The sequence below is a fragment of the Promicromonospora citrea genome (genome assembly GCF_013004695.1).
GTDB classification, from domain to species: Bacteria; Actinomycetota; Actinomycetes; order Actinomycetales; family Cellulomonadaceae; genus Promicromonospora; species Promicromonospora citrea.
In genome coordinates this window covers 1-12,252 of record NZ_JABEMG010000133.1, presented here as the reverse complement: position 1 = coordinate 12,252, position 12,252 = coordinate 1, and the positions used below count along the sequence as shown (strand labels likewise).

At 75.9% G+C, this 12,252-nt stretch carries 9 protein-coding genes and 1 pseudogene; 3 read left to right on the top strand and 7 right to left on the bottom strand.

All coding sequences use genetic code 11. The features are described from left to right. The 4 genes and pseudogenes from HLB15_RS19410 to HLB15_RS19395 form a co-directional block, all read right to left on the bottom strand. A pseudogene (locus tag HLB15_RS19410) lies at positions 1-1,882 on the bottom strand (hypothetical protein); the annotation flags it as partial. A gap of 26 nt (positions 1,883-1,908) precedes the next feature. Beyond that, positions 1,909-3,027, bottom strand: a complete 1,119-nt coding sequence (locus tag HLB15_RS19405; RefSeq protein ID WP_171107732.1) for a diacylglycerol/lipid kinase family protein — start codon at positions 3,025-3,027, stop codon at positions 1,909-1,911. 101 nt (positions 3,028-3,128) lie between these two features. Beyond that, positions 3,129-3,926, bottom strand: coding sequence for a glycosyltransferase family 2 protein (locus tag HLB15_RS19400; protein ID WP_373291023.1), 798 nt, complete (start codon positions 3,924-3,926; stop codon positions 3,129-3,131). A gap of 195 nt (positions 3,927-4,121) precedes the next feature. Next, positions 4,122-4,946: a DUF5926 family protein gene (locus tag HLB15_RS19395; protein WP_171107730.1), complete on the bottom strand. Its 825-nt coding sequence runs from the start codon at positions 4,944-4,946 to the stop codon at positions 4,122-4,124. Positions 4,947-5,459: 513 nt separating this feature from the next. On the opposite strand from HLB15_RS19395, the gene HLB15_RS24360 reads away from it, so the two are divergent. Beyond that, positions 5,460-6,125 carry a CoA transferase gene (locus HLB15_RS24360; protein WP_311979596.1) on the top strand — a complete coding sequence of 222 codons (666 nt, stop codon included), beginning with the start codon at positions 5,460-5,462 and terminating at the stop codon, positions 6,123-6,125. Positions 6,126-6,212: 87 nt separating this feature from the next. On the opposite strand, the gene HLB15_RS19385 is transcribed toward HLB15_RS24360, so the two are convergent. From HLB15_RS19385 to HLB15_RS19375, 3 genes are all read right to left on the bottom strand, one after another. Further along, positions 6,213-7,085, bottom strand: coding sequence for a hypothetical protein (locus HLB15_RS19385; protein WP_171107728.1), 873 nt, complete (start codon positions 7,083-7,085; stop codon positions 6,213-6,215). Between the two features lie 285 nt (positions 7,086-7,370). Next, complete coding sequence (locus HLB15_RS19380; RefSeq protein ID WP_171107726.1) at positions 7,371-8,795, bottom strand: hypothetical protein; 1,425 nt, start codon at positions 8,793-8,795, stop codon at positions 7,371-7,373. 182 nt (positions 8,796-8,977) lie between these two features. Further along, positions 8,978-10,477: a glutamyl-tRNA reductase gene (locus HLB15_RS19375; RefSeq protein ID WP_171107723.1), complete on the bottom strand. Its 1,500-nt coding sequence runs from the start codon at positions 10,475-10,477 to the stop codon at positions 8,978-8,980. A 49-nt stretch (positions 10,478-10,526) separates the two neighbouring features. Between HLB15_RS19375 and hemE the strand changes: the two genes are divergently transcribed. Further along, on the top strand, positions 10,527-11,612 hold the full coding sequence (gene hemE / locus HLB15_RS19370) for a uroporphyrinogen decarboxylase (RefSeq protein WP_229784905.1): 1,086 nt from the start codon (positions 10,527-10,529) through the stop codon (positions 11,610-11,612). Further along, positions 11,609-12,252 (top strand): NAD(P)-binding protein (locus HLB15_RS19365; RefSeq protein ID WP_171107719.1); only part of this gene is annotated, 644 nt, incomplete at its 3' end. The genes hemE and HLB15_RS19365, both read left to right, overlap by 4 nt.

Below are 12,252 nucleotides of genomic sequence, written 5' to 3'. Positions count from 1 at the left end.
CGCGGCGCCGGTCGCCGAGGAACGGCGCCGCGTCCACGCCGACCGTCACGAGCGCGACCGCCGCGACGACCGCGACGGCGCCCCACGACGCGCGGGCCGGCCCTCGCGCGCCGCCGGCCGCCCGGCGACCTGCCGTGGCGCCGCGGCGTGCGGCGATCACCCCGAGCCCCGCCGCGAGCAGCAGGCCGGTCACGGCGTACAGCGCGAACGCGACGTCCGGGAAGCCGTAGAACCGGTCTGCCGTGGCGAGCGACGGGCCCAGCAGCGAACCCTGCAGGAGCGTGAAGCCGGTGAGGCCGTCGAGCGTGAACACGAGCCAGGTGACCCCGACGGCGGCGAGCGGGACGCGCCACACGACGGGCGGCAGGAGCGCGGACACCCCCCGCACGGTGAGGGCGACGACGACGGTGGCCACCGTGAGGGACAGCGCGAGGCCGAACTCCGGCGCGGGCCACACCCACCACCGGCTCAGGGTGGCCAGGCTCGCCGCGGCGGGTGCGGAGACGGCGAGCAGAGCCGCCGCGGCGGCGAGACGCTTCCGGTACGGGCCGGGCTCGCGGCGCGGCCGTGCGGTGCGGCGCGGCAGCACCAGCACGAGCAGCGCGACGACCAGGAACAGCACGATGGAGCCGACGAAGGCGGGCACCTGCGCGGGGATCGTGTCCGAGAGCACGTTGACGTACTGCCGGTTCTCGACGGTGCGAGCGACGCTGGTGCGGCGCGGCTCGCCGACCACGACGGGCATGCCGTCGATCGCGGGCTCGTCGAGGACCGGGCCGAGATCCTGCCCCGGCTCGCCCGACCCGGGCCCCGGCAGCGCGCCCGCCGCCTCGGCCGCCGTCGCCGTGAGGTCGGTGAGCTGCACGAACCCGGTGCTGCGCGACGCCTCGGACGTCAGCCAGCGCACGCGGGGCACGTCGGCCACCCAGTCGACGACGACCTGGAGACCCTGCTGCGTGAGCGGGGTGTCGGCGATGCCCGCGACCAGGACGCGGGTCCCCGACGGCAGGCCGCCGCGCAGGGTGCTCAGGGTGTCGTCCAGCGTGTCGAGCGCGTCGGCGCGCTCCGGACCCTCGGGCAGGCTGCCGGCGTCGACGACGGTCACGGGGCACTCCACGAGCGCGTCGCCCCAGCCCGCCCCCGGCACGGCCGGCCGGTCGGTGGCGTCGGGGCTCGCCTCCTCCGCCTCGTCCGGCTCCGCGGCACGGACGAAGGCGTCGAGCGACGGGACGTAGCGGTCCACCACCCCGCCCTCGCGCGCGAGCATGACGGCGGCGCCCGGCCCCACAGCGGTCGCGCACGCGTCCGCCTCGTGCAGCAGCTCGCCGAGCAGCCCGGGCGCGGGGGCCTGCGGCGCGTCCGCTGCCGGCTCCTCGTCGTCCTCGTCCTCGCGCTCCGGCAGGCCGGCCCAGCCCTCGACCGTCGCGGGCGCCGGGCCGTCACCGCCCGCACCCGTGGCGCGGGGCACCGGGGTGCACGACGTCGCCCCGCGCGCCTCGGTCTCGCCGTCCTCGGCCGCGCCGGGCCTGTCGGCCCGCTCGGCGCTGCCCGCCGAGACGGTGCGGCTGCCCGCCGACAGCGTGAGCCACGCGTCCAGCGGGCACGTCGCCGGGGCAGCCGTGCGCACGTTGATCGAGGCGACGGACCCGCCGCCGATCATGTGCCACAGGTTGGGCGTGGTGCTCCGCGAGACGTCCGTCCAGCGCAGCCCCGCGACGCCGACCACGACGACAGGGGCAGCGGGCTCGTCGGCCACGGCGGCCACGGCGGCCGCCCGGGTGGGACCCGCCCACGCCGCCGGGGCCGCCGGACCCAGCAGCACCGCGACGACCAGGACCAGGACTGCGGGGACGGTCGTGGGACGTGCGGGACGGGGATTCACCCGCCCAGGGTAAGGGGCGCGGCCGTTCACGGTGCCCGGACCAGCAGCGCGCCCGCCTGGACGTGCACGTCGATCTCGACCGCGCGGCCGAGCGGGTCGCCGTCGACCTGCGCCTCCTCGCCCGCCGGGACCCGGATCCGCGCGCGGCGCGCCTTCGTGTGGTCGATCCGGCCCAGCTTCTCGGGCAGCTCGTTGCGCACCCCCACGCCCTGCATCGCGATCTCCAGCGTGAGCTGGGCCCAGCCGAACACCCCTCCGCGGACGTCGACGGCCGCGACGTCGAGCACGCCGTCGTCGAGCACGGCGTCGGGCAGGAGCGTCACGCCGCCGGGGAGCATGCCGCAGTTGCCGACCATGATGGAGCGGGCCCGGGCCTCGACGGGAGCGCTGTCGTCGAGCTGCAGCGTGGCGCGCATCCGCCGGGCCTGCATGTGGGACAGGCCGGCCACGAAGTAGGCCACCCAGCCCACCCGCTTCTTCAGCGCGGCGTCGGCGGAGGCCACCATCGCCGCGTCGAAGCCGAGGCCCGCGATGACGAGGAAGATGTGCCGGCGCTCGGTGTCGGGCTCGTGGTCGGGCTGGTTGGGGTGGTCCCCGTTGCGCGGCTCGGGCGCGAACTCGGTGACGCGCAGCCACCCGACGTCGATCGCCCGCGTCCGGCCGTGCACGATCATGTCGAGCGCCTCGTCCACACCCGTGAGCGGCAGCTCCAGGTTGCGCGCGAGCAGGTTGCCCGTGCCCACGGGGATCACCCCCATCGGCACACCCGAGTCGACCATCGTCTCCGCGACCGCGCGCACGGTACCGTCGCCGCCCGCCGCGACGACGACGTCGACCCCTGCCTCGAGCGCACGCCGCGCGGGGCCCTGCCCCGGGTCGTCCACGCTCGTCTCGTACCAGAGGGGCTCCTCGAGGCCGTGCGCGCTGCAGTACGCCCGGACCTGCACCTGGAGCCCCGCCGCACCCTGCTTGGAGGGGTTCACGACCACGGCGAGGCGGGGCGCCGGCACGGCGCCCTGGTCCGGCGAGCGCTGCGGGCCGCGCCGCCGCATCCGGGCCTGCTGCGTCCAGACCACGACGGCGACCGAGAGCGCCAGCACCGCGACCACGATCGCGACGATCCCGAGCCACGCCTGCCACTCCATGGCGTCAGAGTACGTGGCGGACCTGGGCACCCCGCGTGGATGCCGGTGCGGTCCTGTGTGGACGCCCGGCAGGGGCCGGGCCGGCACCGGCGGACGGCCGGTCAGCTCCGGACGTTCGTTCCCCCGTGCCGCACGGCGTCGACCGCGCCGCGCATCTTGCGCGCGTTCACGGCCAGCAGCACGTCGCGGTACTGGGCCGCGCGGTGGATCTGGCCCTTGAGGTCGTTGGAGGAGGCCCGGTGCTTGAGGTCGCACGGCACCTCGACGGCCACGTAGCCCTTGCGCAGCAGGTCGATCGTCATGCCCGTCTCGACGCCCCAGCCACGGGCGAGCGGCGTGGCCGCCTCGAACGCCTCGCGGGTCAGGCAGCGCATGCCGGACAACGGCTGCGACGGGCTCCAGCCCGTCATCGCCTCGATCGCGCGGCGGGCGGTGCCCACCACGATGCCGCGGCCGCCCGCGCCCACCTGCTTGGGCAGCAGGGCGATGGCGAGGTCCGCGACACCCTCGCGGACCGGACGGACCAGCGGAGCGGTGTTCACCGCCGTGTCGCCGAGGTCGCCGTCGATGAACAGCAGCAGGCGCGGCGGGCGCCCGTCGGCGTCGCGCATCGCGACCACGGCGGCACCCGTCTCCATCGCGGCGGCCTTGCCGCGGTTGTGCGAGTGCCGCACGACGACAGCGCCCGCCGCCCGCGCGACGTGCTGCGTGTCGTCCTCGGAGCCGTCGTCGACCACGAGGACGAGGTCGACGTGCGGGATCGCGCGCGCGGAGCGCACGGTAGCCGCAATGCGCTCGGCCTCGTCCTTCGCCGGGATGACCGCCGCCACCCGCTGGACGTTCTTGCCTGCCTGTGCATTGCCGGGACGCGTGGTCTTCGCGACCGGGAGAGCGTTCACACCTGTCCTGCCTGAAGCGTCGATTTGCCGTCGTGGGTGTTCGGAGAGTCCTTTGCTTGGTGAGTGCAAAGGTTTACCCCTGGAATCCTACTCCCTTGGTCCGCTAGTTGCCGAAACCTGGACCGCTCGTGGCGATCCGCGGTGACTGCCGACGCGTTCCGGGTCGCTCGCGCAGGACCGGCCGGGGCGTCCGGTCTAGCGAAGGGTGACCTGGCGAGAGACGATACCTGCTCTTGCGCGTCGCTCGTTCGCATCAAGCGGCTCCGTGGTGGAAAGTGCTTTCGTGAGCTTCTCCCCGAGCTCGGCCACCGGCCCTTCCAGGTCCTCCGCGGTCGTGCCCTTCGGCAGCTCCCAGACCGGGACCACCAGCCCGGACGCACGAAACGCTCCCACGAACCTTCCACCCGCGAGCCCTGACTCGCGCTTTGCGTGGAGCCGGGAGATCGCGTCGATGACGTCGTCCTCCGGTTCGGGGCGGGCCCAGCGCAGGAACTCTCGCGTCATGCGGCACCAGTAGGCGGACTCGACCGTGGAGACCTTCACCGTCGGGATCGCGCCGTCGGCCGCGTCCTCGAGGTTCTGCTTGAGCTCGGGGTCGACGTCGGCGTCCGGGGCGAGCCAGTAGTCGAACGTGTCGTGCACCGTGACCTCGAACGGGACGTCCGGGTCGAGCACGTCCTGCAGGCGCGGGCCCTCGCCCGGCAGCCCGCCGGCCTCGACGGCGGTGCCCGGCTCGAGCTCGAGCGCCTCGAGCAGCGCGGCGGCGAGGTCACGGCTCACGTCGCCCGACCCCACGATGCCCTGCACGGCGAGCAGGACGGCGCCGTCCGTGCGGTGCAGGGCGGTCCAGGCCCCCGGCAGCAGCGTCACGACCGTCACGTCGCGCGCGCCGTACTCGGCCGTCGTGCGGGCCGTCGCGGTCGCCGACGGGACGATCTCGCGCATCGCGACCCAGTCGGTCTCGCCGGGGAGGCCCTCGAAGGGCCGGAGCACGAAGTCGGGGGAGGGGTTCTTGGCCATGCGGCGAGTGTATCCACGCCTCTGGTCCGGTTCTGTCGGGGCCCGTGATGTTTCCTCGACGAGGCGATGATGGGGTCGTGCACCCCTGGCTCGCCGCTCGTCTGCCCGTCCTCGATCTCGCGCTCGACGCGGTCCGCGCGGTGCAGCGCGCCGTCGGACGCGACGCCAGGGACGACCCCGGCACGCAGCCCGCCCCCGCCCCCGCGCGCATCGCCACGGCCTTCGCCTCGGACCGGGTCCTCGCCGTCGACGGGCGGCCGGTCGAGGGGTTCGCCGCTCTCTCCGGCTTCTTCCGGACGGCCGACGGGTGGGTCCGCACGCACGCCAACTACCCGCACCACCGGTCCCGCCTCACGGCCCTCGTCGGCCTGCCCGACGACGTCGGCCGCGACGCCTTCGCGCAGCGCCTCACCGAGCTCTCCGCGCACGCGCTCGAGGAGGACGCCGCCGCGCGCGGTGCCGTCGTCGTGCGCGTGCGCTCCGAGGCCGGGTGGCGCGCGTCCCGGTGCCGACGTGCTGCGGGTCGACCCGCCCGAGCCCGCCGAGATCGCGTGGCAGCACCTCGACACCGGCCAGGGCAAGCGCAGCACCGTGCTCGACCTCCGGACGCCGTCGGGGCTCCGGACGGCGCAGCGCCTGCTCGACACGGCCGACGTGCTCGTCACCGGGTACCGGCCGGGGGCGGTCGAGGCGCTCGGACTCCGGGTGCCGGACGGCGTCGTGACGGGGCGGGTCTCGGCCTGGGGCACGGCGGGCCCCTGGGCCGGGCGCCGGGGGTTCGACTCGGTGGTCCAGGCCGCGACGGGCGTCGCGCTGCTGGAGGAGCGCGACGGGGCGCCCGGGGCCCTGCCCGCCCAGGCGCTGGACCACGCGTCGGGGTACCTGCTCGCGGCGGGCGTCGTCGACGCGCTCGGCCTGCGGGACGGCGCGGGCGGGACCGGCGGGGACGGCCGTGGGCGGGGCGTCTCGGTCTCGCTCGCCCGCACCGCGACCTGGCTGCTCGACCTGCCCGGCAGGGACCCGGCGCACCCGCCCGCCGCCCCGCCGCCGGCCGACGAGACGACCACGGTGACCCACGGCGGGGTCAGGACGGCGCGCCCTGCCCTGCCCGGCCACGAGGACTACCCGCACCCGGCGCGCCCCTGGGGCACCGACGCACCGACGTGGCTGCCGGGCTGACCCGGGGCACCCGTCGGGGACGACACCGCCCGACCGCCGGACGGGTGTCCGGGGCCGGGCGGGAAGCCTGCGGGAAGACCGCCGTCGTCAGCTCTGCGAGCGGCCGCGACGCGCCATGACGAGGGCGCCGGCCCCGCCGACCACGAGCGCACCGGCCGCGGCCGTCAGGGTCGCCGCCTCGGCGCCGGTGAGCGCGAGCTTGATCGGGGCGTCGAGCGTCGCCTCGGTGAGCGCCGCCGCCTCGTGCTCGGCGCCCGCCCGCCCCGGCACGTAGGAGGTGAGCTCCGCGCCCGCCGTGTCGGCCGACGTCGGGCCCTCCCACTGCTGGCCGGGCGCCTGCACGGCGAGCGGCTCGGACGACGTGCGGGTCGCGGCCGAGGCCTGCGCGACGGTGGTCGTCGTCTGCGCCGCGGCCGCCTGCGTGGTGGTCGTCGCGGCGGGGGCCTTCGCCGGGGTGGACTGGACCGGCTTGACGACCTCGGGCTTCGGCTCGGGAGCCTGCTCCTGCGCCTGCTCGAGGTACTGCTCGACGGCCTCGCGCACCCGCTCGCGGTCCTGCTCGTCCCAGCGGCCCTGCTGCCGGCCGCCCTGCTCCGGTCCGGCCTGCGGCGCGGCGTGGCGCGCGGTCGTGCCGCGGCTCGTGCGCTCGCCCTGGCCGGCGCCGCGGTCGCAGTCACCCTGCGACCGGTACCTCGGCGTCTCGTAGTCGGGCTCGGTGTAGCGCGCCGGCTCGTAGGAGCGGGGCGCCTGGGCCGACCGTCCGCGGTCGTGCCCGTCCTGGTGCCCGCGACCCTCGTGGCCGCCCTGGCCGTAGCCGCCGTGCCCGTGCCCGTGCCCGCCGTCGTAGGCCATGGCCGGGGTCGCGACGGCCGTGGCGGCTGTGGCCAGCGCGATCGTCGCCACGACGCGGGACGCCGTGGACCTGGCGGCGGACGAGGGCTTGACGGCGGCGTGCTTCATGAGAGCTGCTCCAGCTGGTCGGCGACGACGGCCCAAGAGACGGGGGCCGCGCCGACGTTACCTGATCTGCGATCCAGGAAAAAGGGGCACTTCCGAAAAAGCATTCCACATGGTAACGATACGGTAACAAACGCATTCCCGATGGAACCTTCCGACCCGGCCGGAAAGCGCAAACAGGGTGGAGCGCCGAATGGCACTCCACCCTGTTGCGTCAAGTCCGAAGAGGCTGGGGTCCTCCTGGTTCTCAGGCCCTCTGCGGGGCCCGGGTGCGGACGAAGGTCCGGATCAGGACAGGCCGCCCAGCAGCCCGCCAGTGAGGCCGCTCACGGCACCGCCGGTGAGGCCGTCCACGGCGCCGGTGACGCCGCCGACCGCGCCGCCCGCGACGCCCTGCACGGTGCTGCCCACGGTGTCGACGACGGGCTTGGCCACGCCGTCCACGACGACGTCCTTGACGACGGGCTTGGCCACGCCCTCGACGACGACGTCCTCGACGACCGGCTTGGCGACCTTGTCGACCACGGTGTCCTTGACGACCGGCTTCACGACGTCCTCCACGACGCCGCCCTTGACCACACCGCCGACGACGTCGTCGAGGACGACGTCACCGACGACCGGGCCGGCGATCTCGCTGGTGACACCCGGCAGGACCGTGCCGGTCACGGTGCCCGCGGCACCCGGGACCACGGAACCGGTCACGGTGCCGACGGTCGAGGTGGCGCCCGGCAGCACGTCGTTCTGCACGGAGCCCACGGCGCCCGGCACGACCTGGGTCGTGGCGGTCCGCACGACGCCGTCCACGGCCACGTCGCCCACCACGGTCTCGACCGCACCGGCGGCCGGGGTGGTGACCTTGGCGACCACGCCGGGAACGTTCGCGACCACGCCGGGGACGTTCGACACGACGCTGTTCACGACGCCGCCCACGCCGCCGAGCACGCCCGGCAGGTTGGCGGTGAGGCCCGCGACCGGAGCGGTCACGCCGCCCAGGACCTGGGGCAGGCTGCGGAGCACGTCGGCCACCGTGGACGGCACACCGCCGGCCACGTCGGTCGCGGTGCCGGCCACGTTCGACACGGTGCCCGCGGCACCGTGCACGACGTCGCCCGTCGCCACGCCGTTCACGACACCCGAGACGGTGCCGGTCGCGGTGCCGAGGGCGTCGCCCGCGACACCCTGGACGCCGCCCGCGAGGACGCCGCCGGCCACGCCGTTCACGACACCGCTCGCGGCGCCGGTCGCGGTGCCGACGACGCCGCCGCCGAGCACGGTCTGCAGCGCGGACCGGGCGGTGCCGGTCACGCCGCCGGCCACCGAGCCGTTCGTGACGCCGCGCACGACGTCCGAGACGACCTGCGGCGCCTGCTGGACGGAGCCGGACACGAACTGCGCCGGCTCGTAGTTCGGCGCGAGCGCCGTGGTGGGAGCGATGGAGGCGGGGAGCTTCTTGCTCACCTCACCGGCCACCGTGTCGACGACCGGGACGGCCGCGGTGAGCTCGTCGAGGTCGATCGAGGTCGACGACAGGGCGGGGAGGGTGGACTTGAGGCCCTCCGTGGTGGTGTTGAGGTCACCGAGCGAGTCGAGCGACGCGGACTCGGCGGCCATGGCCGGGGCGGCCATACCCGTGGCCGCCGTCGCGATGGCGACGGTCGCGATGGTGCGCGCGCCCGCCGATGCGGTCTTCTTCTTGGGTGCTGCGTGCTTCAAAAGGTTGCTCCAGCATCTCGTTGCGCCTGAGCGCTTCGGTCCTTGAGCCCCCGAACTTAGTCTTCACCCCCGGGTGAATAAAATCACCCACATCACGATTGCATAACGATGCCCGTAATAGACCGTGTAAACCGCTCTGCCCGGCTTGTTCTTCCGGCTGTTCCCCGCTGCGGGGGCGTGCGTTAACGGCGGGCGCCGGAGTCCGCGTCTCGCCGGTCGGACGCCTCGGCGGTGAGCGCCTCCGCGTCGCGCACGAGGGCGGCCTCCGCGGCCCGCGCCTCGGCGGTCGCCCGGGCGCGCACCGCGACGATCTTGTCGTGCAGCTCGGCGTGCACGCGCTTGCGCACGTCGCGCGCGACGAGGTCGACGTCGGCCTCCTGCGGGCCCGGCTCGCCCCGCGCGGCGAGCTCCTGGGACAAGCGGGCGACGGCGACGTCGACCTCCGCGCGCACCCGGACCTCCGCCTCGTCGAACAGGGCGACCACCGCGGCGTCGGCCTCACGGCCGAGCCGCGTCTCCTCGAAGCGGTGAGCGGCGTCGTCGACGATCGCTTGTGCCTGCGCGACGACGTCGTGCGCCACGGCGGGCGCGTGGGCCTTGAGGGTCGCGAGGTCGTAGAGCAGCACGCCCTCGACGTCGGCGACGCCGGGGTGGACGTCGCGGTGCAGCGCGAGGTCGAGGATGACCAGCGGGCGGGGCTCCGCCTCGTCGCCCGCGCGGTCGGCGGCCCGCTCGCGCGCCCGGACCAGCCCCGCGGCGTCGAGCACGTGGCCGAGGCTGGCCTCGGGGGCGGCGTCGGTGCGCAGGTGCGGCAGCGCCGCCGGGCCGCCGACGTCGCCCTCCACCACGGCGAGGTGCAGGTCGTCCTGCGGGGCCGGGACGTCCTGGCCGTCTCCGGGCCGGTCGGCCGCGGCGCGGCCGCGGGCGCCGCTGCAGCTCACCACGAGGTCGGCGTCCGCGAGCGCCTCCACGAGGGAGTCGACGGGCTGCACATCGTGCGACGCGGCGAAGGTCGCGGCGCGGCCGGACCGGGAGAAGACGCGGATGTCGGTGCAGCCGCGGGCCCGCAGGGCCGCGACGGACGCCCCGGCGTACGAGCCGGTGCCGATGAGGACGGCGCGCGTGCTGTCCCACGGCGGCACCTCGCGCTCGGCCAGGTCGAGGGCGAGCGCGACGACGGACCGGCCGGCCGCACCGAGCTCGGTCTGCGTGCCGACGCGCTTGGAGGTGCGCGACGCCGTCTGGAAGAGGAGCTCGAGGGTCTTCGAGGTGGTCTCCTGCTCGCGTGCCTCGGCGAGCGCACGCTTGACCTGCCCGGCGATCTCGCGCTCGCCCACGACCATGGCGTCGAGGCCCGACGCGACGGCGAAGAGGTGCTCGGTGACCTCCTGCCCGGTGCGGACGGTGAAGCTGCGGGCCGCGGTCTCGCCCGTCACCCCGGAGGAGTGCGCGACCAGCTCGGCCACGTGCTGCGTCGCGTGCCGCACGGCGTCGCCGCTGAGCGGGGCGTCCACGTCGAGGTAGAGCTCGAAGCGGTTGCACGTGGAGATCACCACGGCACCGGCGACCGGGCCGCACGCGCCGACGACGGCGCGACCCACTGACGAGGAACCCGTGGACAGGCGCTCCAGCGCGTCGAGGTCGAGCTCGCGGTGGCTGGCGGTGAGGGAGAGGAGAACCACAGTGCCTCCACTTTATGCACCGTCGCCCGGCAGGGCAGAATCGATCAGCGTGAAGTCCACCACGCTCGCCCCCGCTCACCCGCTCACCGACGGGCGGACCGCCGCCGCGCCGCTCGTGCAGGCCCTGCGGGGTGAACGGCCCGGCCGCACGCCGGTGTGGTTCATGCGCCAGGCGGGCCGTTCGCTGCCCGAGTACCGCGCGGTGCGCCGGGGCACCGGCATGCTCGAGGCCTGCCTGCGGCCGGACCTGGCGTCGGAGATCACGCTGCAGCCGGTGCGCAGGCACGGCGTGGACGGCGCGGTCTTCTTCTCGGACATCGTGGTGCCGCTCCGGCTGGCCGGCGTGGGCGTGGACATCGTGGCGGGCGTCGGCCCCGTGATGGACCAGCCGTACCGGACCCCGGAGGACGTCGCGCGCCTGACCGCCCGCACCCTGGACGACGACGCGCTCGCGCCGATCCGCGAGGCCGTCGCGCTCACCGTCGCCGAGCTCGGGTCGACGCCGCTGCTCGGCTTCGGCGGGGCGCCGTTCACGCTGGCCGCGTACCTCGTGGAGGGGCGGCCGTCGCGCGACCACCTCGCCGCGCGCACCCTCATGCACGCGGACCCCGCGACGTGGGACGCGCTGGTGGCCTGGACCGCCGACCTGACGGGCGCGTTCCTGCGCGCCCAGGTCGAGGCGGGGGCCAGCGCGGTGCAGCTCTTCGACTCGTGGGCGGGGTCCCTCTCGCTCGCCGACTACACCGCTCGGGTCGCGCCGTCGTCGGCGCGGGCGCTGGCGTCGGTCGCGGGCAGCGGCGTGCCGGCCATCCACTTCGGCACGGGCACGGCGCACCTGCTGCCGGCGCTGCGGGCGGTGCTGGTCGAGGCGGGCGTGACGGACCACGCGGTGGGCATCGACTACCGGACCCCGCTCGACGAGGCGGCGGCGGTGCTGCCCGGCGTGCCGCTGCAGGGCAACATCGACCCCGCGCTGCTCGCCGCGCCGTGGGACGTGCTGGAGGCGCACGTGCGCGACGTCGTGGCCCGCGGGCGCACGGCGCCGGGGCACGTGGTCAACCTGGGCCACGGCGTGCCGCCGGAGACGGACCCGACGGTGCTGACGCGCGTGGTCGAGCTGGTCCACTCGCTGTGAGCGGGGCCGGCGGCGGCGCGGCGGGCGGTCCCGGTGCCGCCGAGACGGTCGACGCCGTCGTCGTCGGGGCCGGGGTCGGCGGGCTCGTCGCCGCGCACACGCTGGCGGGGCGCGGGCTGCGCGTCGTCGTGCTCGAGGCGACCGACCGGGCGGGCGGACCGGTGCGCGGCGGCACGTTCCCGTCCCTGCCGCGCGTGCCGCTCGACCTCGGCGCCGAGTCGTTCGCCGTGCGCGGCGGGGCCGTGGAGGAGCTGGTCCGGGAGCTCGGCCTGACGGTCGAGGCGCCCGCCGGGCTGTCGGCCTGGGGCTGGGCCGCCGGGCACGCGTTCCCGCTGCCCGCTGCCGGGGTGCTCGGCATCCCGTCCCGCCCGTGGGCCGGCGACGTGCGCCGCGCGATCGGCGTGCCGGGGGTCCTGCGCGCCGCGCTCGACCGCGTGCTGCCCGCCCGGCTCGTCGACCCGACCGACCTCGGCACGCTCGTCCGGTCCCGCCTCGGGTGGCGGGTCGCCGACCGGCTGGTCACGCCTGTGGCGTCCGGGGTGCACTCGGCGCCGCTCGACCGGCTCGACGTCGCCGCCGTCGCACCCGGCCTGCTCGACGCGTACGCGCGGACGGGGTCGCTGAGCCGCGCCGTGGCGGC